A 24,724-nucleotide genomic window follows, 5' to 3' on the forward strand; every position below is an offset into this window, starting at 1 on the left:
ACGGCCACCTTAGAGCTCCCCGCCCACGGCCCCACCCGTGCCCCGTACACCCTCGTCGGCCGGGGTCGGGGTCCCGGAAGGGGCGGGGGCGGCCATCGGGACGTAGGCGCGCAGGGCGAAGCCGCGGCCGCGGGGGGCGGGGCCGGTCTCCAGGCGGCCGTCGGCCAGGGCCAGGCGTTCCCGCAGGCCGCTGAGGCCGTTGCCGTCGTGCTGGGTGCGGGGCGGGCCGGCGCCGTCGTCGAGCACCGCCAGGCACAGGGAGCGGCGCTCGTCGGCCTCCCACTCCTCGGTGAGCAGCAGCTCGCAGTGGCGGGCACCGCTGTGCCGTACGACGTTGGTGACGGCCTCGCGCAACGCCCAGGCCAGCGCGCCCTCCTCGTCGGCCGCGAGCCCGCGGCGGGCGCCCTCCAGGGCGGGGTCGACGGTGAGCGTGACGCCGGCGGTGCGCAGCGCGGCCCGCGCGCCCGCCAGCTCGACGGCGAGCCGGGGGCGGCGGTAGCCGGTGACCGCCTCGCGGACGTCGACCAGCGCCTGTCTGCTGACCCGCTCGATGTCGGCGACCTGCTGGGCCGCGTCGGCCGGTTTGTCCGGCAGCATCCGCCCCGCCAGCTCGCTCTTGAGCGTGATCAGGGAGAGCGAGTGGCCCAGGAGGTCGTGCAGATCGCGGGCGAGGCGCAGCCGCTCGTCGTTGGCGGCCAGCCGGGCGACCTCCTCGCGGGCCTCGCGCAGCTGCGCGGTCGTGCGGATCAGATGCTGCACGCCGACCATGGCGAAGCCGCTCAGGAGGCAGGGCAGCGCGTAGGCGAAGAGGTAGACCCGGGTGTCCTCGTAGCGCAGGCCGATCGCCAGGAGGGCGGCCGTCAGCGCCGGGATGGCCCAGCGCGACAGCCGGAACGGCAGCGTCACCGCGCAGGCGACACAGACGAAGGTGAACAGCACCAGCCAGTTGGGGCCCAGGGTCCACGACAGCAGCCCGGCGAGCAGCGCGAGCAAGGCCACCATCGCCCGCACCACGGTCCCGCGCAGCGGGGCGTGGACCATGTGCCGGAAGACCACGGCGAAGTAGACGGCGATGAAGGCCGAGAGGCCCGTCCACCCCAGGGCCTCGCCCCGCGCCGACAGCTCGCCGTCGAGCAGCTGCCCGACGGGCCCGGACAGGTACAGGAACCAGATGACGATCCACAGCGACTTGGTCATCGCCTGCCGGCGGTTGCGCGGCGGGGACCCGATCATGACGGGGTTGCGTTCGGTCCCCGGCTCAGTCATCGCGCATCCGGCCTGCCCGCCCCACCATCGACTCATCCGTGATCACGCCGCGCGGGCGTCCTTGCGGTACAGCCAGGCCGCACCGCCGGCAAAGAGAACAAGGTAACCGAGGAGGATGGCCATGTCCTTCCCGTGCGGGGCGGTGCCGGCCTCCACCGCCGTGCCGAGCGCGGCGTAGGCGTGGGTGGGCAGCCACTCGGCGATGTTCTGCACCCACTGCGGCAGGATCGTCAGCGGCATCCACAGGCCGCCGAGGAAGGCCAGCGCGAAGTAGACCAGCATCGATATCGGGCGGACCGCGTCGCCGGTGGCGAGGTAGCCGATGGCGACGCCGAGCGCGGCGAAGACGAAGCTGCCGAGCCAGGTGCCGAGCACGATCGCGGCCCACTGCCAGGCCGCGAGCCGGACGCCTTTGACCGCCGCGCCGGCGATCATGACGAGCACGATGGAGGGCAGGCTGACCGTCGCCGCCGCGGCTATCTTCGCGGCGACATAGCCGCGGCCGGGCAGGGCCGTCAGCCGCAGCTGCCGCACCCAGCCCTTCTCGCGCTCCTTGGCGATGCGCTCGCTGTTGCCCAGCAGCACGGCGGTCATGGCGCCGAACGCCGCCATGGAGACCATGTAGTAGAGCCCCATGTCCAGCTTCATACCGGGGATCGGCCTGCTGTCCGCGCCGCCGGCGATGATCAGGTACAGCGCCGGCGGATAGATCACCGAGAAGAACATGAACTTCTTGTTGCGCAGGGCGCGGATGATCTCCAGCTTGATCAGGGTGGTCATCGGGCCGCCTCCTCGGCGGTGGTGGGGGTCGCGTCGGACGCCGAGGTGAGGGCGAGGAAGGCCTGCTCCAGGCCGAGGCCGGAGACCTCCAGATGCCGCGGGTAGAGGCCGAGGGCGTACAGGGCGTGGACGGTGGCGTCGGCGTCCTGGGACTGCAGGCGCACCGTCCGCCGGCCGGAGCCCGCGGCCGAGCCGCTGTCGGACACCGTCAGTGAGGTCAGGAACGGCAGGCCGGAGAGGGCGTCGACCTCGACCGGCTCGTCGAGGTCGAAGCTGACCCGGCGGGCACCGGCCCTGGCCTTGATCTCGGCTGCGGTGCCGTCGGCCAGCACCCGGCCGCGGTGCAGCACGATCACCCGGTCGGCGATCTCGTCGGCCTCTTCGAGGTAGTGCGTCGCGAAGAGGACCGTACGGCCCTGCCGGGCCTGCCGGCGCATCGCGCCCCAGAACGTCTGCCGGGCCGAGACGTCCATGCCGGTGGTCGGCTCGTCCAGCACGATCAGGTCGTTGACACCGGCAGTGGCCAGGGCGAAGCGCACCCGCTGCTCCTGGCCGCCGGAGAGCTTGTCGACCATGCGGTCGGCGATGTCGGCGATGCCGGCGGTGGCCAGGACCTGGTCGAGGGGGTAGCCGCGCGGATGCAGATCGCGGGCCAGCCGGACCAGCTCCTTGACCTTGACGCCCTCCATCAGGCCACCGCTCTGCAGCATCGCGCCGACCCTGCCCTGCTCCATGGCGCGCTGCGGGCTCGTGCCGAACAGGGTCACGCTGCCGGAGTCGGCGGTGCGCAGCCCGAGGAGCAGGTCGAGGGTCGAGGACTTGCCGGCGCCGTTCGGGCCGAGGAGGGCGACGGTCTCGCCCGGATACAGCTCCAGATTCAGGTCGGCCACCGCGCGCACCGCGCCGTAACTCCGGCTGACCTGACGGAAGCTGACCACGGGCGCCCGGCCCGCCTCCTCGGCGGTGGTGGCTGTGGTGGTCGCTGCGGTCGTCATGCTCTTCAGCTTCCGGGATCCGCCCGGCGCGCGGCAGTGCCGATCGTCCGCACTCCGCCATGACATCTGTCATGGGTGAGGCCCCCTAGGGGTCTTCTCGGGGTGCTGCTCGAGAAGACCCCCAGGGGGCCTGTTCACCTGCGGTTTCACGCGTGTGGCGGTCGATCGGCACACGGCCGTCGGCCGGCGTGCGGCCTGCCGTCGGCCGGCGTGCGGCCGACCGCCGGCCGTGCGTCAGCCCGCGTCCGCTCCGATGGTCTGGATCCGCTCGGCCGGGGTGGTGCCCTGCAGCGCCTTGCCGACCGCGCTGGCCACCTCCTCGACGGAGACCGGCTTCTTGGAACCGTCGCCCTTGGTCAGCAGCACACCGTTGAAGGTGTCGCCGTAGAGCTCCTTGAGGGCCGGCCGGTCGTAGTACGGCACCAGCTCGCCGTTGCTGCCGATCTTGAAGGACAGGAACTTCGGGATGGACTTCTGCGGGCTGAAGGAGACCGTGTGCGTCGCGTCCGTACGGACCGTCACCAGGCCCAGCATCGCGGGCTCGGCGTACTGCTTCATCGCCTTGTCCACCGCGGCCTTGCTGACCTGCGGCTGCTGGGTGCTGGCGGCGAGCACCACCGGCGTGTCGGTGCCGGTCTCGATGCGGTTGCGGTAGGCGTCGGCGATCTTCTGCTGGGACGCCTTGACGTCGACGGCCTTGTGGGGCGCGCCGTAGTGCGGCACCGCCTTGCCGTTTTCGAAGGTGATCCCGCCGTCCTCGGCGGCGCCCCCGGCCCCGGCGGCGTTCGCCAGCGCGACCTGCAGCTTCTCGTCGTCGACGATCATCGCCGGCTTGGCCGTACGGGTGCCGCCGAACAGCGACCCGATGACGGAGACCGGGTTGTAGTCCCGGCCGGCCGCGTCGCGGACCGTGGCCTGCGTGTCGACGTCCAGGCCCGCCTTGGCCGGCTGGAGGGTGACGGCCTTGCCGTCCACGGTGAGCTTGAGCGGCGCGGTGCGGCTGTTCTTGAGCGCGGCGTCCAGCTTCTTGACGGCCTCTTCCTTGGTGGTGCCGCCGATGTCGACACCGAGCGCGGTGGTGCCGTTGGGCACGTCGGCGTGGTCGAGCAGCAGACCGGCGCCGTAGGCCACACCGGCCAGGACCACGACCGCGACGCCCACGAGGACGAGCTTGTTGCGGCCCTTCTTGGGCGGGTTGATGGGCTCGGGGATCTTGGGCCGCGGCTTCGGCGCGGCGCTGTCGCCCTCACCGGGCGGGGTGGCCGCGAACGGCGAACGGGGCGACGGTCCGTCGGCCCCGGGGGTCGCCGGGATGCCGCTGACCAGAGTGTCGCCGGACACCCGGTCACGGCCGGCCGGGGCGCCGCCCTGCGGGCCGCCCACGGGGGCGCTCTTCGCCCCGCGCTTGCCCTTCGGACCACCGGGCACCGCGGCGGACTGTCCGCCCGGCAGCCCGCCCGAGATACCGCCGCCCGGGCCGAGGCCGCTGCCGGGCCCGGCGAGCGGCGCGGGCGGCTGCGGGGTCAGCTCCGCGGTGTCGTCGCCGATTCCGGGCCTGCCGCCGCTGCCGGCCAGCGGATCGCTGAAGCCGGGCGGGAGGTTGAGCGCGGAGCTGCCGCGGGCCGGCCCGGTCGTCGGGCCGCTGGGGCCCGTCGGGGCGTCGAACGGGCTGTGGTCGCGCGCGAGTCCGGTGGGGGCGTCGAACGCCGGCCCGTCATCGGGGCCCGCGCCGTCGAACGGCGAGCCGCCCCGTGGACCGCCGTGCGCGGCGCCGTCGAACGGCGAGGAGGCGCCGCGCGGACCGCCGTCGAAGGGCGACGCACCGCTGTGCCCGGGACCGCCGTCGAACGGTGCCGGGCCGCCCTGCGGGGCCGGCGCGTCGGAGAAGTACGGCAGGTCGGGGCGCTGCGGAGGCGTGGCACCCGGGGTTCCGTGCGGCGGGGTGGCACCGCCCGGGGCGGTCGGCGCCGCATGGGTCCCGGTGGTCGAGGACGAACCGGACGGACCGCCCTGCGCCTTGCGCGGTGCGAACCAGTCGCTGGTCTTCTCGGACGGACCGCCCGCGGTGGCCTCGTCCGCCGGGGCGTCGGGCCGGGGGGTGTTCGCCGTGCGCTCCGCGCTCCGCTCGGCGCCGCGCACGGGGCGGGTCGCTCCGCGGGGCGCGGCGGAACCTCCGGCGGCGGCCGGTCCGTTCTTGCCGGACTCCTCGCCGACCGGCTTGCGCACGACGACCGGCGGGATGGGACGCGAACCCGGAATGTTGATCTTGATCCGCGTCGTCAGCGTGGTCTCGGTTTTGGGCTCCTCCGGGCGCGCCGCGGCACCGGGCGCCAGCGCCTCGTCGGCGTCTCCCCTGGGCGAGCCGTACGGCGGCGTCCCTGACGGGTACGCGGCTGCGCCACGGCCCTGAGGGCCGGAGGACGAACTGTCAGATTCACGACTCAAAGCAGGTTCTCCCGGTTGGCTCCGCCGCTCGTCAGAGATGTTCCCCGGCCCGAGGCCGAGGGGTGCCCCCAGGGCGGCGCGACGGCGCGCACCACCATACTGTCCGCCGCGGGCGGACACCCGGGGAGCGTACGAAGACCGCCGCCACGGGCGATACCCCCGCGCGCGGGCCGCTCACCCGCGCCGGCATGGCATCCGTCCCGTTATGTGCCACGTCATCCGCCAACTCGGCCGTACCGCAGGCCCGTAGCGCGCACCTGGGCAGCGGTGGCGCAGATCACAGCGGCGAGGATGCCGCCCAGCAGGAAGATGTACGACCCGGCCCCCGGGCTGAAGAGGAAGTCACCTTCCGGCCGCACCTCGCCGAGCAGCAGGAAGACGGTCACCAGCCAGGCCGCACCGGGCGCCAGCACACCGGCCGGCGTGCCGGTCGCCCTGGCGCCCCCGTAGAACAGCCCGCCGACCCCGCCCAGCGCCAGCACCAGCCCGCCGGGGAACCAGGCCGCCTGCACCAGCGTGCCGGCGATCGCGACCAGCACGCCCGCGACCAGAAGCAGCGCATAAAGGCCGATCCGACCGGGTGTCAGCGGTGCGGTCGACGCGGAACCGGCGGTCGGCGCCACAGGGCCGCCGGACCGCGCCGGGGGCCGGGCGCCGGACGTACCGCCCGAACCCGCCCGGGACCGCCGCGCCTTGCCTGCGGACGCGCCCGCGTCCCTCTTGCCGGCGGACGCGCCGCCGTCGCCGCCCTTGGCCGCGCTCATTCGGCCACCTCCTCAATCCGGGCACTCTCCTGCATACCCACCATTTCGCCGATACCCGCGAAGAGATCGTCCTCCCTCGCGCCGGCCGGGGCGCCCGGCGCGCCGTGCACCAGCCGATAGTGCTCCGTGGCGAACAGCGGCTGCCCCAGGTCGTTGGAGAGCGCGAAGAACGGCCCGTCGACCGCGATCTGGGTGTAGTGCGCCCGCATCGCCGCGGTCTTCGCGGCCACCTGCGCCACATCGCCGACGATCGACGCGGTGACCTCGGCGTCCGGCACCACGCCGGGCACATCGTCGACGGCGGCGATCCCCGGGAAGCCTCGCCCGGCCGCGCGCAGCCGCTCGAAGCCCTCCTCCACCACGGAACGGGGGTTGCAGTTCCAGTAGATCTTCGCGATCGCGTGCGCGGCGCCCAGTTCCGGCCGGAAGTCCGCCCACGCGGCGAGCTCCGCGCCCCGCATGGCGACGCGGTGCGCCTGGATGTGGTCGGGGTGCCCGTATCCGCCATCCGGGTCATAGGTGACCAGAACCTGCGGGCGGACCTCACGGATGACGGCCACCAGGTCGGCGGCGGCCTCGTCGAGCGGGGCCTGCCAGAAGGAGTCCGGCCGCTCGTTCTGGGGGGCGCCCATCATTCCGGAGTCGCGGTAGCGGCCCGGCCCGCCGAGGAAGCGGTGGTCGTCGACGCCCAGGGCCGTCATCGCGGCGGCCAGCTCGTCCTCGCGGTACGGGCCGAGGGCGTCGTCACGGTCCGGCGCGAGAGCCGCCAGCTCGGGCGGGATGACCTCGCCCTCCTCGCCGCGCGTGCAGGTCACGAGGGTGACCTGCGCGCCCTCGGCCGCGTACCTGGCCATGGTCACGCCGTTGTTGATCGACTCGTCGTCCGGGTGGGCATGGACGAGCAGGAGACGGCGGGCGGGGGCGTCGCGGCGAGGCGCGGCGTCCCTGCCGGAGGCGGTGAGAGGCGACGGGGCGGTCATGCCGACAGCCTACGAGCCGACCGGCCCGCCCTCACCATGCGATCCCGCTCGCCCGCCAGGCGGCCGGGCGAAGTGCGGGCGCGGTGGTGGCGAGCCGGCCCGAAGACGGCTCAGAACTTGATACCGCCGATCATGCTGGCGACATTCGTCGTCAGCGACTTGACCGTCGGCGCGACGGACGAGCTGGCCAGATAGAAGCCCAGCAGCATGCAGACAAAAGCATGCGCGGCCTTCAGTCCGGACTTCTTGACCAGCAAGAAGACGATGATCGCCAGCAGCACCACCGCCGAAATCGAGAGTGCCACGGCGGCTCACCTCCAAGTACACACGGTCCGGTCAGAGTTGATGGTGCACGGACCGTGTCCACGGACCCGTCCACCGGGGTATGCCAAGGGCTCTTTACCCCGTACCCACTACGCGCAAGGGATCATAACTTTCCGCGCTAGCGCATAAGTCGGAGCACAGGAGCAGAGTGGGGGCGCACACGATCTTCACGAGCGCGACTTCGGTGAGCCCCGGCACCTCGCTGCCGGTCCGGCCCCGACCGGCCGGACAACCCTTAGGCTCGGCCCATGACCGGACAGCCTTCGTTTCCGCGGCAGTATGCCCGTACGCAGCGCTTCACCCTGGGCGCACCGCGCGGCTACAGCATCTCCCCCGACGGCATGCGCGTCGCCTTCCTCCGTTCCGCTTCGGGCACCGACCGCAGTCAGCAGTTGTGGGTGCTCGACCTGGAAGAGGGGCGGGAGTTCACGGCCGCCGACCCGCGGGCCCTGCTGGCCGGCGCGCAGGAGGACCTTCCCCCGCAGGAGCGGGCCCGCCGCGAGCGCAGCCGGGAGAGCTCGGCCGGCATCGTCGGCTACGCGGCGGACTCCGCCGTGGAGTTGGCGGCGTTCTCGCTGTCCGGCCGGCTGTTCGTCTCCGAGCTGCGCGCCGGCACCACCCGCGAACTCCCGGTCCAGGGGCCGGTGGTGGACCCCCGTCCCTCGCCCGACGGACGGCATGTCGCCTTCGTGGCCGAGGGCCGGCTGCGGGTGGTCGCGGTGGACGGCACCGCGACGTCGGACGACGGGGCCGCGGCCGGCGGCGCGCGGGCGGACCGGGTGCTGGCCGAGCCCGACGGCCCCGAGGTGACCTGGGGCCTCGCGGAGTTCATCGCGGCCGAGGAGATGGGCCGCTACCGGGGCTTTTGGTGGTCGCCGCAGAGCGACGCGGTGCTGGCCGCGCGGGTCGACGAGGCACCGGTGCGGCGCTGGTGGATCTCCGATCCGGCCCATCCGGACCGTGAACCGGCGCGGGTCGCCTACCCGGCGGCGGGCACCGCCAACGCCGAGGTCGCCCTCGCGCTCTTCGGCCTGGACGGCTCGCGCACGGACATCACCTGGGACACCGGGCGCTACCCCTATCTGGCGCGCGTGCACTGGTCCGCGGCCGGCCCCCCGGTACTGCTGGTCCAGGCCCGCGACCAGCGCGACCAGCGCTATCTGACCGTCGACACCGCGACCGGCGCGACCCGCACGGTGCACGAGGACGAGGACGAGGCGTGGGTCGAGCCGTTCCCCGGCGTGCCGGCCTGGACGCCGGACGGCCGGCTGGTGCGGATCGCGGACGAGGGCGGCGCACGCAAGCTGTTCGTCGGCGACCGGCCGCTGACCGGGGCGCCGCTGCACGTGCGGGCCGTACTGGACATCGGCGAGGAGGACGTGCTGTTCTCCGCGAGCGGCACCGACCTGCACGACATCGGCGTCTACCGCGCCTGGTTCCGCGGCAGCGGCGACCAGGGCGGCTGGGAGCGGGTGGGCGAGCGCCCCTATCCGACGGTGTCCTCCGCGGTGCGCGGCGGCGCACTGACCGTGCTGTCCCAGACCTCGCTGGAGCGCCCGGGCACCCAGGTGGACGTCATCCGGCTGGATCCCGACGGCGGGGAGAAGACCCTCGCCACGATCGGTTCGTACGCCGAGGAGCCGGCGCTGACCGCCCGGCCCCGCCTCGTCCTGGCCGGGGAGCGGGAGATTCCGTGCGCGGTGCTGCTGCCGGGCGGGTATGCGGAGGGCGACGGTCCGCTGCCGGTCCTGCTGGACCCGTACGGCGGTCCGCACGGCCAGCGGGTGGTCGCCTCGCACAACGCCCATCTGACCTCCCAGTGGTTCGCCGACCAGGGGTTCGCGGTGATCGTCGCGGACGGCCGGGGCACCCCGGGCCGCTCCCCCGCCTGGGAGAAGTCGGTCTCCCGGCGCCTCGCGGAGTGCGCGCTGGACGACCAGGTCCACGCCCTGCAGGCGCTGGCCGGATCCTTCCCCCTCGACCTGGACCGGGTGGCCATCCGCGGCTGGTCCTTCGGCGGCTACCTCGCCGGGCTCGCCGCGCTGCGCCGGCCCGACGTCTTCCACGCCGCGGTGGTGGGCGCACCGGTGACCGATCTCCGCCTGTACGACACCCACTATCAGGAGCGGTACCTCGGCCACCCGGACGAGGAGCCGGCGGTCTACGCGGAGAATTCGCTGATCACGGACGAGGGACTGTCCCAGGCGGTGGAGCCGCACCGTCCGATGTTGATCGTGCACGGCCTCGCGGACGACAACGTGGTCGTGGCGCATTCGCTGCGGCTGTCCTCGGCGCTGCTGGCGGCGGGCCGCCCGCACGAGGTACTGCCGCTGTCCGGGGTGACCCATATGACACCCCAGGAACAGGTGGCCGAAAACCTGCTGCTGCTCCAGGTCGACTTCCTCAAGCGGTCGTTGGGGATGCGCGTCTGATCACCAGCCGGGCGGGAGGGTCGACGGCGGGGGCGGGGCGTGCGGCGGCCGCGCCGCATCGGGCGCGGAGCCGTACGCCCGTACGTCGTCCGCGTCCGCGGAGGCGTCCGGGACGCCGGGGCGGGCCGCCGCGATGAGCGCGGTCAGCCCGGCGGCCGTCACGAACGCCGCGGTGGCCAGCTCCAGCCGGGCCCCGGCGGGCAGCGCGGCGAGGCGGCCGAACTGCCCGGTGCGGCCGGCGAAGGCGAGCGCCGTGGCGCCGTGCACGGCCAGCAGCGCGGCGGCGGTGAGCGCCGCGGGCCGGGCCCAGGACGCCTGGCGCAGCGCGGCGGCCGCGGCCCCCAGGGCCAGCAGCGCGAGTGCCAGCGCATGCCAGTGCACCGGGGGCTGCAGCAGGGCGCCGAAGACGGACGCGTCGCCGAGCAGCCCCTTGCGGTAGACGTCCCCGCCGATCCGCGCCCACCAGTGGACCTCCCACCCGGCGACGGCGGCCCCGGCGGTGGCCAGGAGGACGGCGGCGGCGGTGGCCGGCCCCTTGCGCGGCCGCCCGGGCGGCCCGGCGTCGGCCCCGTGGGGCGCCGCGTGGACGACCCCGTACGCCGACGAGGCCACCGCCGCCAGCCCGCGCGCCGGGCGCCTCGTATGGCGGCCGGCCCGCCCGCCCCGCCGGTCCGCCACGACCACCGCGAGCAGCGCGACGGCCAGCGCGAGTTGGACGAGGGCGCTCGCCCGCGCCTGCGCCGTCAGCCCGCCGTCCGGACCCGGCAGCCGGCCCGCGCCCAGCGTCCAGGTCAGGGGGGTGCGCAGCAGGGCGGTGGCGAGGGCGAGGGAGAGCAGCGCGCCGGAGGCCACGGGCGAGGGGACCGCGGCGCGCCGCACCGCGACGGCCGTGGCGAGGGCGCCGAGCACCAGCAGCGGGTCGAGCGGCGAGGTGGCCCAGGCGGTGTCCTCCCGGGGCCGGCGGGCGTCCCCGAGCCAGGTCCACCACACGTCCGCGCCGTGCCGGGCGACGGTGAGGTCCCGGGCGATCCAGCCCGCGCTGAGCAGTGCGAGCAGCAGGCAGACCAGCGCACCGGCGCGGCGCGCGCCGCGAGTGAGATCGCGATCCCGCACTGTGGACACGGCCCGCCCCCCGTCCGTGTCGAAGTACCAGGGTCGTCCACGGCGCCCCGGTATACGAGGCGTCCACCGCAGGTCTACTCGACTCCCGGCGTCGGGACAACAGCCCCGAACGGAGTAGTGGGCGAAGGGGGACAAAACAGCGACCGGCCGGGGCGCCGAGTGGCGTCCCCGACCGGTCTACGGCACCCGCACGGCCGTACGTTGTTCATCATGGCGCGTCCGTATATCGGTGTTGCGACAGTGAAGTTGCCTTCATGTTAAAGAGGTTGGTGGGCATATGTCCCCCATGCCGCATATCCCGCCCCCCTGTCAAGCACGCCCTTGCGTCGATCTGCGCAATCTTCGCTCAAGAAGTAGACGACCTGTTCGTAAGCGCACCCGATCCCCTTGACTCCGCCATAAATCACTTGCGAAAGTCCGCTCATCCAGCGGTGCGACTCGGCGCCGCTTCACGTTCCAAGAGAACTCGGCGCGGGGGCACTTCGCGATGACTAGTCCATCCCAGACCGCGGTTACCAAGTCCGATACCCCGGGACTTGGACCCAAGGGTCTGAAGAAGGAAAAGAAGAGCAAGGGCGGTGAGCTCGTCGGCCGATCCCCCGGCCAATTGATGTGGATGCGCTTCAAGCGCGACCGCATGGGCATGATCTGCGGGATCGTCGTGCTGGCTTTCTTCGTCATCGCGGCATTGGCCCCGGTGATCGGCTCGCTGTACGGCAAGGACCCGTACACGTTCTACGGCAGCGAAGATCCCAACCTGCTCGACGAGTTCGGCTACCCGGCCGGGGCCAACGGGGGCATTTCACCCGAGCACTGGTTCGGCATCGAACCGCAGCTGGGCCGGGATGTGTTCATGCAGCTGATCTACGGCATCCGGATGTCGCTGGGCATCTCCGTCGCGGTGACCATCCTGACCGTGCTCACCGGCATCCTCATCGGTGTGACGGCCGGCTACGTCGGCGGCAAGGCCGACTTCTTCATCAGCCGGGTGATCGACTTCCTGCTGGCCTTCCCGAGCCAGCTGACCTTCGTGGCCTTCATGCCGGTCGTGGTGGCGCTCTTCGTGGACCCGGGTGACGAGACCCCCACCTATGTGCGGGTCTGCGCGCTGATCATCGTCCAGTGGTTCCTGGGCTGGATGGGTCTGGCGCGACTGCTGCGAGGACAGGTGCTCTCCCTGCGCGAGCGGGAGTTCGTGGAGGCCGCCAAGATCACCGGCGCCTCGCCCTGGCGGATCATCCGCAAGGAACTGCTCCCGAACGTGGTCACGCCGGTGCTGGTGCAGAGCACCTACATGCTGCCGCTCTTCGTCACCGCGGAGGCGGGCCTGTCCTTCCTGGGCGTCGGCATCGTCGAGCCGACCCCCGACTGGGGCCGGCTGTTCCAGTCGGGTGCCCGCTTCTACGAGAACGACCCCACCTTCTTGCTCTTCCCCGCCGCGGCCATGCTGATCTTCGTGCTCTGCTTCAACCTTCTCGGAGACTCGGTCCGCGACGCCTTCGACCCCAAGTCCGGGCGCTGATCGTCCACTTGCGGGGGGCTCGCTGTCACCCCCACCTCCCGGGCCTGCCCCGGTTGCTTCGGACAGCACAACTGGACCCCAACTGACAGGCAGGTGCTTGGAACTCATGAACGCACTTTCTACGCGCAGAGCACGCGCGGTGATCGTGGCCCTGGCGGCCGGTTCACTCGCGCTGACCGGTTGCAGCGGCGGCAGCGGCTCCAACAAGGACAAGGCGCAGACGGACGCGGACGCCGCGGCGCAGGCCAAGGCGGTCCCGCTGGGCACCGCGGCCGACTCCGTCGGCCCGGCCGTCGCGGTCAAGGGCGCCCACTCCGGCGGCACCATCCGCGTGTACCAGCGTGACAGCTACAACCACCTCGACCCGGGCCAGATGTACGTCAGCGACATGAAGGCCCTGTCGCAGCTGATCTTCCGCGGCCTGACCGCCTTCAAGCAGGACGACAAGGGCAACGCCAAGGTGGTCGGTGACCTCGCCACCGACGCCGGCCAGATGTCCGACGGCGGCAAGACCTGGAAGTACACGCTCAAGGACGGCATCAAGTTCGAGGACGGCAAGCCGATCACCTCGAAGGACATCCGGCACTCGATAGAGCGGCTGTACGCCAAGTTCATCACCGACGGCCCGACCTACGTCCAGACCTGGCTGTCGGGCAGCGGCACGACCTACCGCAAGGCGCTTCCGGACGGTCCGTACAAGGGCGACCACCTGCCCAAGAGCGTGCTGGACACGCCGGACGAGAAGACCGTCATCTTCCACTTCAAGAAGCCGCAGTCGCAGCTGCCCTACGCGCTGACGATGCCCGGCTACAGCGTGGTGCCGGACAGCGCCAAGGACACCAAGGACGCCTACGACGTCAAGCCGGTGTGCGCCGGTCCGTACAAGATCGCGTCGTTCAAGTCCGGCAAGTCCATGCAGCTGGTGCGCAACAAGAACTGGGACCCGAAGACGGACCCGATGCGCACCGGGTACCCGGACGGCTACAACATCACCTTCAACCACCAGGCCTCGGACTCCACCAAGCGCCTGATGGCCGACCAGGGCGAGGCCAAGAACGCGGTCAGCTTCACCAACGCGGTGGAGCCCACCCTGACCAAGAACGTGCTGGACAACGCGAGCGCGAGCAAGCGCCTGGTGCAGGGCTACCAGCCCTACGTCTGGCAGATGAACTTCAACATGGACCGCCTCAAGGACAAGAAGATCCGCGACGCGATCACCTACGCGCTGCCGAGCCAGCAGATCGTCCGGCTCAACGGCGGCAGCTACGGCGGTGAGATCGCCGGCGGTCTGCTCGCCCCGACCGTCGCCGGTTACAAGAAGGGCTACGACCCCTACGGCAAGCTGAAGAACCCCAACGGCGAGCCGGAGAAGGCCAAGAAGCTCCTCAAGGAGGCGGGCAAGACGGGCATGAAGCTCGTGTACGCCTACTCCAACACCGAGTCGCGCCAGAAGGAAGCCGTCGCCATTGAGGACGCCCTGACCAAGGCCGGCTTCAACGTGCAGAAGAAGGAGATCGACGCGGCCTCCTGGTACGAGCAGATGGGCAAGGTCGACAACGGCTTCGACATCTACATGACCGGCTGGGGCCAGGACTGGGCGGACGCCTCCACCGTCATCCCGCCGTCGTACGACGGCCGCCAGATCCAGGACGGCGCCGCGAACTACTCGCACGTCCGGGACGAGCACGTCACCTCCGAGATCGACCGCATCGAGAAGATGACGGACCTCAACAAGGCGACCGAGGCGTGGGAGAAGCTGCACCAGTACATCGTGGAGAAGGTCAACCCGGCGGCCCCGGTCTTCTACACCAAGATGCTGCAGCTGTACGGCTCGAACGTCGGTGGCGCCCGCTACAACATGGACGTCAGCTACCTCGACCCGAACACGCTGTACCTGAAGAAGTAGCGGTAGCCGCTCAGGCGACCACCTGACGAAGGCACTCCGGACGGCGCGCACACGGCGGAACGCGCGCCCTCCGGGGCCTTTGTCCGCCACCCCTCACGCCCACTGCCGCCGCCGTCCTGAGAGCAGCGAACTGCCATGCTTCAATTCCTATTTCGCCGGACGTTCGGCGCTGTCGTCATCCTTCTTCTGCTCAGTGCGTTCACGTTCTTCGTGTTCTTCGGTGCCGGTGACCCGGCCGCGATGTCCTGCGGAAAGAACTGCACCGCGGACAACATCGCGCTGATCCACCAGAACCTCGGCCTCGACAAGCCGCTGCCGACGCAGTACTGGGACTGGCTCGTCGGCATCTTCGCCGGCCGCGACTACTCCATCGGCCACTGCGACGCCCCGTGCTTCGGCTACTCCTTCGCCACCAAGCAGGACGTCTGGGCGACGCTGATCGACCGGCTGCCCACCACCGCCTCGCTGGCCGTCGGCGGCGCCGCGGTCTTCCTGACCGTGGGCCTGGGCACCGGCCTGCTCGCCGCCTACAAGCGCGGCACGTTCCTGGACAAGGTCCTCACCTCGGTCTCGATGGTGCTGAGCTCCGCGCAGATCTACATCCTCGGCCCGATCGCCCTGGGTCTGTTCGTCTACAGCGGCCTCATGGAATCCCCCAAGTACGTGGAGCTCACCTCGGACCCCGCGGGCTGGTTCATGGGTCTGCTGCTGCCCTGGCTCGTGATGGCGACGATCTTCACCGCGCAGTACACCCGTATGTCCCGCTCGACGATGATCGAGCAGCTGCAGGAGGAGCACGTCCGCACGGCCAAGGCCAAGGGTCTGTCCCGCTCGTACGTCTTCCTGCGCTACGCCTGGCGCGGTTCGCTGATCCCCATCGTCACCATCCTCGGCATGGACCTCAGCTCGCTGTTCGGCGGCGCGATGATCACCGAGTTCACCTTCCAGCTGGCGGGCGTCGGACGGCTCGCGATCGACTCCGTCCTCACCCTGGATCTGCCCATGGTCATGGGTGTGCTGGTCTTCAGCGCCGCCCTGATCCTGGTGTTCAACATCATCGTGGATGCGACGTACGCCTTCATCGACCCGCGCGTGCGCCTGTCCTAGGAGAGCCTGAAGTGACCACACTCACCAAGACCGAAGGCGCCACAGCGCCGTCCGGGTCCGACCCCTTCCTGTCCGTTCGTGACCTGCAGGTGCGGTTCTCCACCGAGGACGGCATCGTCAAGGCGGTCGACGGTCTCTCCTTCGATCTGGAACGCGGCCAGACGCTCGGCATCGTCGGCGAATCCGGCTCCGGCAAGTCGGTGACCAACCTCTCGATCCTGGGGCTGCACAACCCCAAGACCACCGAGATCTCGGGCGAGATCACGCTGGACGGCCAGGAGTTGACCGGAGCCAGGGAGAAGACCCTGGAGAAGCTCCGCGGCAACAAGATGGCCATGATCTTCCAGGACGCGCTGACCGCCCTGTCGCCGTACTACACCGTCGGCCGGCAGATCGCCGAGCCGTTCATCAAGCACACCGGCGCCAGCAAGCGCGAGGGCCGGCAGCGCGCCATCGAGATGCTGGCCAAGGTGGGCATCCCGCAGCCGACCCTGCGGGTGGACGACTATCCGCACCAGTTCTCCGGCGGTATGCGCCAGCGCGCCATGATCGCCATGGCGCTGGTCTGCAACCCCCAGCTGCTGATCGCGGACGAGCCGACCACCGCCCTCGACGTCACCGTCCAGGCGCAGATCCTCGACCTGCTCAAGGACCTCCAGCAGGAGTTCGGCTCCGCGATCATCCTGATCACCCACGACCTCGGCGTGGTCGCCAACACCGCGGACGACCTGCTGGTGATGTACGCCGGGCGGGCGGTGGAGCGGGGGTCGGTCAAGGAGATCCTCACCCAGCCGCGGCACCCGTACACCTGGGGCCTGCTGAGCTCCATGCCGCGGCTCTCCTCGGACGTCAGCGAGGCGCTGCACCCGATCCCGGGCAGCCCGCCGAGCCTGCTCAACCCGCCGTCGGGCTGCGCCTTCAACCCGCGCTGCGGCTTCGCCGGCGAGGTCGGCGGCACCCGGTGCACCGACGAGCGGCCGCTGCTGGAGCTGGGGCGGGCCGCGGCCTGCCACCTGAGCCCCGAGCAGAAGCAGACCCTCTTCACCGAGCAGATCAAGCCCCGGCTGGGCTAGGGAGCGACCACCATGGCAGACAACGTCACCCTCCCGGCGCCCCGCGACGCCAAGCCCGCCCCGGGCGAGCCGCTGCTCACCGCCGAGGGCCTCACCAAGCACTTCCCGATCTACGGCGGCTTTCCGTTCAAGCGGAGGGTCGGCGCGGTCCAGGCGGTCGACGGCGTCGACCTGACCGTGCACGCCGGCGAGAGCTTCGGCCTGGTCGGCGAGTCGGGCTGCGGCAAGTCCACCACCGGACGGCTGCTCACCCGGCTCATGGAGCCGACCTCCGGCAAGATCACGTACGCGGGTCAGGACATCACCCACGCCCACCGCAAGCAGCTGGCGCCGATCCGCTCCGAGATCCAGATGATCTTCCAGGACCCGTACGCCTCGCTCAACCCGCGGCAGACGGTCGGCACCATCATCGGCGGCCCGATGGAGATCAACGGGATCAACCCGCCCGGTGGGCGGGAGAAGCGGATCCGTGAGCTCCTGGAGACCGTGGGTCTGAACCCGGAGCACTACAACCGCTTCCCGCACGAGTTCTCCGGCGGCCAGCGGCAGCGCATCGGCGTGGCCCGGGCGCTGGCCCTGGAGCCGAAGCTGATCGTCGCCGACGAGCCGGTCTCGGCCCTGGACGTCTCCATCCAGGCCCAGGTCGTCAACCTGCTCCAGGACCTCCAGCGCGAGCTGGGCATCGCGTTCCTGTTCATCGCCCACGACCTGGCGATCGTGCGGCACTTCAGCGAGCGGGTCGCGGTGATGTACCTCGGCAAGATCGTCGAGGTGGGCTCCCGCGACGAGATCTACAACCGGCCGCGCCACCCGTACACCCACGCGCTGCTCTCCGCGGTGCCGGAGGCCAAGCTGGTGGAGAGCGAGGAGGAGGAGCGCGAGCGCATCCGGCTCGCCGGCGACGTGCCCTCCCCCGTCAACCCGCCGTCCGGCTGCCGCTTCCGCACCCGCTGCTGGAAGGCGCAGGACAAGTGCGCCACGGAGGCTCCGCCCCTGCTCCAGCTCTCCGGCAGCGAGGCGGGCCACCTGACGGCCTGCCACTTCCCGGAGGAGCCGACGACCGCGGCCCGCGACGAGGACATCATCCTCGACCCGGCGCTGGCGGCGATCGAGGACGCGGGGACCGACTCCGACAAGTAGCGCCCAGGCGCTGCCGACTGCCGCCGTGGCGGGGAATGTTCCCGGCCACGGCGGCGCTGTCGTTGTCGGGGAGGTGGCGTGGATGCGGATCGGAGAGCTGTCGGCGCGTACGGGTACGCCCCGGCGGCTGTTGCGTTACTACGAGGAGCAGGGGCTGATCGTCGCCGAGCGCTGCGCCAACGGCTACCGCGCCTATGACGAGGCGTGCGTCGACCGGGTGCTGCAGATCCGGGGGCTGCTCGACGCCGGACTGCCGACCCGGATCATCAAGCAGGTCCTGCCCTGCCTGGACAAGCCCCGGGCCATCCACTTCCCCGACGCGACACCGCAGATGCTCGCCACGTTGCAGCGCGAGCGCGACCGGATGACCGAGCGCATCGAGACGCTGGTGCGCAATCGGGACGCCATCGGGGAGTACCTGGAGGTGGTGCGCGGCACGGCCGGGGCTCGGCCCGGCGGAGCGGCACCCCAGGAGGAAGCGGCCTAGGGGGTGTCCGATGGGTCAGGGTCGGAAAGGCCGCGGCGTCTGGTGCACTGCGTTCGCTGCGCGAACTCCGTCTCGGCTCCTCATGTGCTCCTTTGGATGCCGAGCTGCATCGCAAGGCGCCGGAGCGTCTCGATAGCGGAGCTCTCGGGACGTTTCGGCAACGCCGCGAGGTGCCGTGCCAGACGCCGCGGACCCGGCCATGACCCATCGGACACGCCCTAGCGACGGGCCACGGGCCCCGGCTCCGGCCCGTCGGGCAGCCGGTCCTCGCCGTCCGCTCCGTCGGGTAGCCGGTCCTCGCCCGGTACCACCTGGCGCTCCTGTGCGAAGTGACAGGCCGAGGGGTGCCGCGCCGGGCCGGTCGACTCCCGGAAGGGCGGGGGGACTTCGAGCGGGGGGACGACCTCGGCGCACAGGTCCTGGGCCTTCCAGCAGCGGGTGCGGAAGGGGCAGCCGGACGGCGGATCGGCGGGCGAGGGCACGTCGCCGGTGAGCAGGATGCGGTCGCGGGCGGCGCGGGAGTCGGGGTCCGGTACGGGCACGGCGGAGAGCAGGGCCTGGGTGTAGGGGTGGGTGGGGTGGTCGTAGATCTGCTCCTCGGTGCCGATCTCGGCGAGCCGCCCCAGGTACATCACCGCGATCCGGTCGGAGATGTGCCGGACGACGGACAGGTCGTGGGCGATGAAGACATAGGAGAGGTCGAACTCGTCCTGCAACTGCTCCAGGAGGTTGACCACTTGGGCCTGGACGGAGACGTCCAGCGCGGAGACCGGCTCGTCGGCGACGATGATCTCCGGGCGCAGGGCGAGGCCCCGGGCGATACCGATGCGCTGGCGCTGGCCGCCGGAGAACTGGTGCGGATAGCGGTTGACGTACTCGGGGTTGAGCCCCACCACGTCCAGGAGTTCCTGGACCTTGCGGCGGCGGTCTCCCTTGGGGGCCACCTCCGGGTGGATCTCGTAGGGCTCGCCGACGATGTCGCCGACCGTCATCCGGGGGTTCAGGGACGTGTAGGGGTCCTGGAAGACCATCTGGATGTTGCGGCGCACCGCCTTCATCGCCCGGCCCGACAGACGGGTGATGTCCTCGCCGCGGTAGCGGATCCGACCCGCCGTGGGGCGCTCCAGGCCCACCAGCAGCTTGGCGACCGTGGACTTGCCGCAGCCCGATTCCCCGACGATCCCCAGGGTCTCGCCCTTGCGGAGGTCGAAGGAGACCCCGTCGACGGCCTTGACGGCGCCGACCTGCTTTTTGAAGAGCACGCCCCGGGTGAGGGGGAAGTGCTTGACCAGGTCGCGGATCTCCAGGAGGGGCTCGCCGGGCGCCGGGCCGGCTCCGGCCGCGGCGGGGGTTGCGTCATCGCGCGCCACCGAGGGTCTCCTTCCAGAAGTGGCAGGCACTGGCCCGGCCGGGACCGACCTCGTACAGCGGCGGCAGGTCCGTGCGGCAGATGTCCTGCGCCAGCGGGCAGCGCGGGTTGAAGGGGCAGCCGGGCGGGATGGCCGTCAGATTGGGCGGCAGGCCCTTGATCGCGTACAGCCGCCGGCCCTTGTGGTCCAGCCGGGGGATGGAGTCCAGCAGCCCTCGGGTGTACGGGTGGGCGGGCGCGCGGTAGAGCTGGTGGACCGGCGCGGTCTCCACGATCCGCCCGGCGTACATCACCGCGATGGTGTCGGCGACGTCGGCGACCACGCCCAGGTCATGGGTGATCAGGATCAGCCCCATGGTGAACTCGCGCTGCAGCTCCGCGAGCAGGTCCATGACCTGCGCCTGGACGGTGACGTCCAGCGCGGTGGTCGGCTCGTCGGCGATGATCAGGTCGGGGCCCAGGGCCAGCGCCATCGCGATCATGATGCGCTGGCGCATCCCGCCGGAGAACTGGTGCGGATAGTCCCCCACCCGCGCCCCGGCCGCGGGAATGCCCACCCGCTCCATCAGCTCCACCGCCCGACCGCGGGCCTCCTTACGGGACATCCCCTCGTGGACCTGGAACATCTCCCCCAGCTGCGCCCCGACGCTGAGCACCGGATTGAGCGAGGACAGCGCGTCCTGGAAGATCATCGCCATCTTGGCGCCGCGGACCCTGCGCCGCTCGTCCTTGCGCAGCGTCAGCAGATCGCGGCCCTGGAAGAGGATCTCGCCGCCGGTGACGAAGCCGGGCGGTGAGTCCAGGATGCCCATCACGGCCTGCGCGGTGACGGACTTACCGGAGCCGGACTCGCCGAGCACCGCCAGCGTCTGGCCCGGTGCGACGGTGCAGCTGACGCCGTTGACGGCCTTCGCGATCCCGTCCCGGGTACGGAACTCCACCCGCAGGTCCCGCACGTCGAGCAGGGCGGTGTCGGTGACCGCGACCGCGCCACCGCCCCCGGCCTCACCGGCACTGTTCGTCATCTGCCGCCTCCTCAGCGCAACTTGGGGTCGAGGGCGTCGCGCACCGCGTCGCCGAGCATGATGAACGCCAGCACCGTGACGCTCAGCGCGCCCGCCGGCCACAGCAGCATGTGCGGTGCGCTGCGGATGTAGGTGGAGGCCGTGGAGATGTCGATGCCCCAGGAGACGGTGGGCGGCTTCAGGCCCGCACCCAGGTAGGACAGCGTCGCCTCCAGCGCGATGTACGTACCGAGCGCGATGGTGGCGACGACGATGACCGGCGCCACCGCGTTCGGCGCGATGTGCCGCAGCAGCATCCGCCCGTTGCCGGCGCCCAGCGCGCGGGCGGCCTGGACGTAGTCGTGCTGTTTGGCGGTGACGACGGAGCCGCGGGCGATACGGGAGATCTGCGGCCAGCCGAGCAGCACGATGAAGCCGACGACCGGCCAGACGGTGGTGCTGGTGACGACGGAGAGGAACACCAGCCCGCCGAGGATCACCGGGATGCCGAAGAAGATGTCGGCGCACCGGGAGAGCAGGGTGTCCGACCAGCCCCCGAAGAAGCCGGCCAGCCCGCCCATCAGGCTGCCCAGCAGCGCGGCGCCGGCGGTGGCGCAGACGCCGACGGTGATGGAGGCGCGGGCCCCGTAGACCACGCGGGTGTAGACGTCCCGGCCCTGGGTGTCGAAGCCGAAGGGGTGGCCGGGCTGGGAGCCCTGCTGCGCCTTGGCCAGGTCGGCGCGGTAGGGGTTGCCGGTGGCGATCAGCTGCGGCCAGACGGCGATCACCACCAGGAAGAGGATGACCAGCGCGGAGAGCACGAAGACCGGGTTGCGGCGCAGGTCGTGCCAGGCGTCGCTCCACAGGCTGCGGGGCTTGCCCAGGGGCACGGGGGCGGGTGGCCCGGCACCGGGCGGCGCGGCGCCCGGCCTCCGTTCCAGCGACTCCGCCTCGCCGATGGCCAGCGCGGCGGAGCCGCCGTCGCCGTGGCCGATGGCTTCCTTGGGGACGTAGGACTCAGGCATAGCGGATCCTCGGGTCGAGGACGGCGTAGAGCAGGTCGACGAGGAGGTTCGCGACGAGGAAGACCAGCACCAGGATCGTCACGAAACCCACGACGGTCGGCGAGTTCTGCCGCAGGATCCCCTGGTAGAGCTGGAATCCGACGCCGTGGATGTTGAAGATGCGCTCGGTGACGATCGCACCGCCCATCAGGGCGCCGATATCGGTACCGATGAACGTGACGACCGGGATCAGTGAATTGCGCAGCAGATGGCGGGTGATGACGCGGCGTTGGGGCAGGCCCTTGGCGACGGCCGTACGGACGTAGTCGGCGCGGGCGTTCTCCGCGATCGAGGTGCGGGTCAGCCGGGTCACGTACGCCAGCGAGACCAGCGCCAGCACCAGCCCCGGCAGCAGCATCTCGTTCAGCGGTGCCTCCGGGGCGACCGACGGCGCGGCCCAGCCCCACCGCACGCCGAACACGAACTGCAGCAGATAGCCGCTCACGAACGTCGGGATGGACACCACGACGAGCGAGAGCAGCAGCACCGAGGTGTCGATGCCCCGGCCCCGCCGCAGACCGCTGAACACCCCCAGCACGATGCCCACCACCATCTCGATCACGACGGCGACCACCGTCAGCCGCAGCGTGACCGGAAAGGCCGAGGCCATCAGCTCGGTGACCGACTGGCCGTTGAAGGCGGTGCCGAAGTCCCCCCGGAAGATCTGCCCCATGTAGTGCAGGTACTGCTGCCACAGCGGATGGTCGAGGTAGAGGTCGCGGCGGATCTGCGCGGCGGTGGCGGGGTCCGGCGCCCGGTCGCCGAACATCGCCGCGACGGGGTCGCCCAGCGCGTACACCATGAAGAAGATCAGGAACGTGCTGCCGACGAACACCGGGACCATCTGCAGCAGCCGCCGGATCACATAGCGTCCCACCGGCCCCAACCTCCCTCATCGCGCGGACAGTACGGGCGTCGCCGGCAGTGCCCGCGGCTCGCTCAGTTGACCTTGATCTCGTTGTAGACCGGCACGCTGAACGGATTCAGCGACACATTGCTGATCCGGTCCGAATAGCCGCCGCTGCCGTTCTGGTACCACAGCGGAATCGCCGGCATCTGGCGGGCGAGTATCCGCTCCGCGGCCTGGAACTTCGCGACGGCCTCCTCGCTGTCCGTCGCCGCGTTCGCCGCGTTCACCAGCTTGTCGAAGCCGGCGTTGCTGAACTTTCCGTCGTTGGCCGAGGAGTTGGTGTAGTACAGCGGCTGCAGAAAGTTCTGGATCAGCGGATAGTCCATCTGCCAGCCGTTGCGGAACGGTCCGGGCATTCCGTTCGCCGCGATCTTGTTCCGGAAGTCGGCGAACGTGCCGATCGGATTTCCCACACACGCCTTGTCGTCCCCGAGCGACTTGTTGATGCTGTTGCAGATCGCGTCGACCCAGTCCTTGTGCGATCCGGTGTCGGCGTTGTACGTGATCGTCATCCGGCCGCCGGGCAGCCCGCCGCCTTCCTTGACCAGCGCCCTGGCCTTCGCCGGATCGAACACGCAGACCTCACCGCACAGCCCCGCCTTGTACCCCCCGTCCGCCCCGAGCACCGGCGAGGTCCAGTCCGTCGCGGGCGTCCGCGTCCGCTGGAAGATCTCCCTGGTGATCTGCTCCCGGTCGATCGCCATCGACAGACCGCGGCGCACCTTGTCCTTGCCCGGCTCGCCCCATCCCTTGACGTACATGGGGAAGGCGAGGGTCTGGATGATCCCGGCCGGCTGGTTGATGTACCGCTTGCCCAGATCGGCGTGGACGCTCTTGAGCTGGGCGGCCGGCACGTCGTCGACCAGATCGAGGTTCCCCGCCTGCAGATCGGTGTAGGCGGTGTTGCTGTCCGTGTAGACCCGCAGGTCGATCCCGGCGTTGCGGGCCGGATCGTCACCCGGGTACTTCGCCCATTTCCGCATGCGCAACACGGACCCCTTGTCGTAGGAGTCCACGACGTACGGGCCGTTGCCGACCGGCCGCTCCAGCCAGGCGTCATGGTCGGTGAAGAACGCCCGCGGCAGCGGCATGAAGGCGGCATAACCCAGCGTGTCCGGCCAGCTGGAGAACTTCTGACGGAGTTTCACGGTAAAGGTCCGGTCGTCCTTCACGGCCAGCCCCGACAGGGTCCGGGCGGTGGCCACACCGTTCTCCGGATGCACCCGGTCGAAGCCCTCGATGTACTGGAAGAACGGCGCGTTCTTCTGCTTGTTGTCCAGCAGCGCCCCGTAGTTCCAGGCGTCCACGAACGACGCGGCGGTGACCTTCTCCCCGTTGCTGAAGGACCAGCCCGGCTTCAGCGTCACCGTGAAGTTCCGCGAATCCCTGGTCTCGATGCGCTCGGCGATGACGTTCTGCGCGGCCCCGGTCCTCGGGTTGTACCGCTTGAGCCCCCGGAACAGCATCTCCAGGACCTTGCCGCCCTGGACCTCGTTGGTGTTCGCCGGCTCCAGGGGATTCTGCGGATCCCCCCACGAGGCACTGACCACCCCGGCACGGGCCGCGCTCCCCCCGCCGCAGGCCGTGGCCACGAGCGCGACCGCGACGGCGCACGCGCCCCACTTCGCGCGCGTGGCTCCACCCATGGTGCCTCCTCAGCTCCGCGATCGGGCCAAGCCCAGGGATCGGGCTTGGCCCTCATGAGATCGCAGAGTGGGGGGTGTCGCATGCGGGGGGTGCTCCATTTGCCGGTCCGCTGCGCTTGGCTGGCTTCCCACGTTGTCGGCTTTCCCGCCGTGGTGGTTTCGCTTGTTTTCGCCTGCGGCGGGCTGGGTGCCGCTGCGCGGGGCGTTTACGGCAGCGGGTGCGCCCCTCCGGACTCCGTCCTGCGGCCCGCCCCCTCCCGTGGGAGGGGGGAGGAAAGACCGGTGGGGGTCCCGTAAGCCCCCGTGTGCAGGAAGCCGACAGACAGGGCACGCCCCCACCGGCCCGTCTTCCACCCACCCACGGGAGGGGACAGACCGTAGGACGAAG

20 protein-coding genes are annotated in these 24,724 nt (G+C 71.2%); 7 read left to right on the forward strand and 13 right to left on the reverse strand.

Annotated elements, in window-relative coordinates; all coding sequences use genetic code 11:
- Window positions 1-9 precede the first annotated feature (9 nt).
- The 7 genes from ACFWZH_RS19430 to ACFWZH_RS19460 all read right to left on the reverse strand — a co-directional run bounded on the left by ACFWZH_RS19430 (window position 10) and on the right by ACFWZH_RS19460 (window position 7,535).
- A complete protein-coding gene (locus ACFWZH_RS19430; protein ID WP_384432209.1) occupies window positions 10-1,266 on the reverse strand; it encodes a sensor histidine kinase in 1,257 nt (418 codons plus the stop codon).
- 42 nt (window positions 1,267-1,308) lie between these two features.
- Window positions 1,309-2,046: an ABC transporter permease gene (locus tag ACFWZH_RS19435; protein WP_384432212.1), complete on the reverse strand. Its 738-nt coding sequence runs from the start codon at window positions 2,044-2,046 to the stop codon at window positions 1,309-1,311.
- The gene (locus ACFWZH_RS19440; protein ID WP_384432215.1) at window positions 2,043-3,041 is read right to left on the reverse strand and encodes an ABC transporter ATP-binding protein; all 999 of its coding nucleotides are present in this window, start codon (window positions 3,039-3,041) and stop codon (window positions 2,043-2,045) included. Before ACFWZH_RS19440 ends, ACFWZH_RS19435 begins: the two co-directional genes overlap by 4 nt.
- A 234-nt stretch (window positions 3,042-3,275) precedes the next feature.
- A complete protein-coding gene (locus ACFWZH_RS19445; protein ID WP_384432218.1) occupies window positions 3,276-5,486 on the reverse strand; it encodes a hypothetical protein in 2,211 nt (736 codons plus the stop codon).
- Window positions 5,487-5,701: 215 nt separating this feature from the next.
- Window positions 5,702-6,250, reverse strand: a complete 549-nt coding sequence (locus ACFWZH_RS19450; protein WP_384432220.1) for a DUF6113 family protein — start codon at window positions 6,248-6,250, stop codon at window positions 5,702-5,704.
- Window positions 6,247-7,230, reverse strand: coding sequence for an N-acetyl-1-D-myo-inositol-2-amino-2-deoxy-alpha-D-glucopyranoside deacetylase (mshB, locus tag ACFWZH_RS19455; protein WP_384432222.1), 984 nt, complete (start codon window positions 7,228-7,230; stop codon window positions 6,247-6,249). Before mshB ends, ACFWZH_RS19450 begins: the two co-directional genes overlap by 4 nt.
- Window positions 7,231-7,340: 110 nt before the next feature.
- Entirely contained in the window at window positions 7,341-7,535 is a 195-nt protein-coding gene (locus ACFWZH_RS19460; protein WP_384432225.1) for a hypothetical protein, read from the reverse strand.
- Window positions 7,536-7,802: 267 nt separating this feature from the next.
- On the opposite strand from ACFWZH_RS19460, the gene ACFWZH_RS19465 reads away from it, so the two are divergent.
- Complete coding sequence (locus tag ACFWZH_RS19465) at window positions 7,803-9,986, forward strand: prolyl oligopeptidase family serine peptidase (protein ID WP_384432227.1); 2,184 nt, start codon at window positions 7,803-7,805, stop codon at window positions 9,984-9,986.
- On the opposite strand, the gene ACFWZH_RS19470 is transcribed toward ACFWZH_RS19465, so the two are convergent.
- Window positions 9,987-11,108, reverse strand: a complete 1,122-nt coding sequence (locus tag ACFWZH_RS19470; RefSeq protein WP_384432229.1) for a hypothetical protein — start codon at window positions 11,106-11,108, stop codon at window positions 9,987-9,989. It lies immediately after the preceding gene.
- Between the two features lie 487 nt (window positions 11,109-11,595).
- On the opposite strand from ACFWZH_RS19470, the gene ACFWZH_RS19475 reads away from it, so the two are divergent.
- The 6 genes from ACFWZH_RS19475 to ACFWZH_RS19500 all read left to right on the forward strand — a co-directional run bounded on the left by ACFWZH_RS19475 (window position 11,596) and on the right by ACFWZH_RS19500 (window position 18,343).
- Window positions 11,596-12,630, forward strand: a complete 1,035-nt coding sequence (locus ACFWZH_RS19475) for an ABC transporter permease (protein WP_384432231.1) — start codon at window positions 11,596-11,598, stop codon at window positions 12,628-12,630.
- Window positions 12,631-12,736: 106 nt separating this feature from the next.
- Window positions 12,737-14,536, forward strand: a complete 1,800-nt coding sequence (locus ACFWZH_RS19480) for an ABC transporter substrate-binding protein (protein ID WP_384432234.1) — start codon at window positions 12,737-12,739, stop codon at window positions 14,534-14,536.
- Window positions 14,537-14,671: 135 nt separating this feature from the next.
- Window positions 14,672-15,643, forward strand: coding sequence for an ABC transporter permease (locus tag ACFWZH_RS19485; protein WP_384432237.1), 972 nt, complete (start codon window positions 14,672-14,674; stop codon window positions 15,641-15,643).
- Between the two features lie 11 nt (window positions 15,644-15,654).
- On the forward strand, window positions 15,655-16,716 hold the full coding sequence (locus ACFWZH_RS19490; RefSeq protein ID WP_384432240.1) for an ABC transporter ATP-binding protein: 1,062 nt from the start codon (window positions 15,655-15,657) through the stop codon (window positions 16,714-16,716).
- Between the two features lie 12 nt (window positions 16,717-16,728).
- Window positions 16,729-17,856, forward strand: a complete 1,128-nt coding sequence (locus tag ACFWZH_RS19495) for an ABC transporter ATP-binding protein (protein ID WP_384432243.1) — start codon at window positions 16,729-16,731, stop codon at window positions 17,854-17,856.
- Window positions 17,857-17,938: 82 nt separating this feature from the next.
- Complete coding sequence (locus tag ACFWZH_RS19500; protein WP_384432246.1) at window positions 17,939-18,343, forward strand: MerR family transcriptional regulator; 405 nt, start codon at window positions 17,939-17,941, stop codon at window positions 18,341-18,343.
- A 218-nt stretch (window positions 18,344-18,561) separates the two neighbouring features.
- Here ACFWZH_RS19500 and ACFWZH_RS19505 read toward each other — a convergent pair whose 3' ends face one another.
- The 5 genes from ACFWZH_RS19505 to ACFWZH_RS19525 all read right to left on the reverse strand — a co-directional run bounded on the left by ACFWZH_RS19505 (window position 18,562) and on the right by ACFWZH_RS19525 (window position 24,336).
- Window positions 18,562-19,713 (reverse strand): ABC transporter ATP-binding protein, encoded by a 1,152-nt coding sequence (locus tag ACFWZH_RS19505; RefSeq protein ID WP_384432249.1) that lies wholly within the window; start codon window positions 19,711-19,713, stop codon window positions 18,562-18,564.
- Window positions 19,700-20,737 (reverse strand): ABC transporter ATP-binding protein, encoded by a 1,038-nt coding sequence (locus ACFWZH_RS19510; protein ID WP_384432252.1) that lies wholly within the window; start codon window positions 20,735-20,737, stop codon window positions 19,700-19,702. Before ACFWZH_RS19510 ends, ACFWZH_RS19505 begins: the two co-directional genes overlap by 14 nt.
- A gap of 11 nt (window positions 20,738-20,748) precedes the next feature.
- Entirely contained in the window at window positions 20,749-21,741 is a 993-nt protein-coding gene (locus ACFWZH_RS19515) for an ABC transporter permease (RefSeq protein WP_384432255.1), read from the reverse strand.
- On the reverse strand, window positions 21,734-22,657 hold the full coding sequence (locus tag ACFWZH_RS19520) for an ABC transporter permease (RefSeq protein ID WP_384432258.1): 924 nt from the start codon (window positions 22,655-22,657) through the stop codon (window positions 21,734-21,736). The genes ACFWZH_RS19515 and ACFWZH_RS19520 overlap by 8 nt, the downstream gene beginning before the upstream one ends.
- A 62-nt stretch (window positions 22,658-22,719) precedes the next feature.
- The gene (locus tag ACFWZH_RS19525; RefSeq protein WP_384432261.1) at window positions 22,720-24,336 is read right to left on the reverse strand and encodes an ABC transporter substrate-binding protein; all 1,617 of its coding nucleotides are present in this window, start codon (window positions 24,334-24,336) and stop codon (window positions 22,720-22,722) included.
- Window positions 24,337-24,724 lie beyond the last annotated feature (388 nt).

Source organism: Streptomyces sp. NPDC059008 (assembly GCF_042749045.1).
Taxonomy (GTDB): Bacteria; Actinomycetota; Actinomycetes; order Streptomycetales; family Streptomycetaceae; genus Streptomyces.

Coding starts and splice junctions, on each gene's coding strand:
- ACFWZH_RS19430 (WP_384432209.1), bottom strand. CDS start 1,266: ATGACTGAGCCGGGGACCGAACGCAACCCCGTCATGATCGGGTCCCCG.
- ACFWZH_RS19435 (WP_384432212.1), bottom strand. CDS start 2,046: ATGACCACCCTGATCAAGCTGGAGATCATCCGCGCCCTGCGCAACAAG.
- ACFWZH_RS19440 (WP_384432215.1), bottom strand. CDS start 3,041: ATGACGACCGCAGCGACCACCACAGCCACCACCGCCGAGGAGGCGGGC.
- ACFWZH_RS19450 (WP_384432220.1), bottom strand. CDS start 6,250: ATGAGCGCGGCCAAGGGCGGCGACGGCGGCGCGTCCGCCGGCAAGAGG.
- mshB (WP_384432222.1), bottom strand. CDS start 7,230: ATGACCGCCCCGTCGCCTCTCACCGCCTCCGGCAGGGACGCCGCGCCT.
- ACFWZH_RS19465 (WP_384432227.1), top strand. CDS start 7,803: ATGACCGGACAGCCTTCGTTTCCGCGGCAGTATGCCCGTACGCAGCGC.
- ACFWZH_RS19475 (WP_384432231.1), top strand. CDS start 11,596: ATGACTAGTCCATCCCAGACCGCGGTTACCAAGTCCGATACCCCGGGA.
- ACFWZH_RS19480 (WP_384432234.1), top strand. CDS start 12,737: ATGAACGCACTTTCTACGCGCAGAGCACGCGCGGTGATCGTGGCCCTG.
- ACFWZH_RS19485 (WP_384432237.1), top strand. CDS start 14,672: ATGCTTCAATTCCTATTTCGCCGGACGTTCGGCGCTGTCGTCATCCTT.
- ACFWZH_RS19495 (WP_384432243.1), top strand. CDS start 16,729: ATGGCAGACAACGTCACCCTCCCGGCGCCCCGCGACGCCAAGCCCGCC.
- ACFWZH_RS19500 (WP_384432246.1), top strand. CDS start 17,939: ATGCGGATCGGAGAGCTGTCGGCGCGTACGGGTACGCCCCGGCGGCTG.
- ACFWZH_RS19510 (WP_384432252.1), bottom strand. CDS start 20,737: ATGACGAACAGTGCCGGTGAGGCCGGGGGCGGTGGCGCGGTCGCGGTC.
- ACFWZH_RS19515 (WP_384432255.1), bottom strand. CDS start 21,741: ATGCCTGAGTCCTACGTCCCCAAGGAAGCCATCGGCCACGGCGACGGC.
- ACFWZH_RS19525 (WP_384432261.1), bottom strand. CDS start 24,336: ATGGGTGGAGCCACGCGCGCGAAGTGGGGCGCGTGCGCCGTCGCGGTC.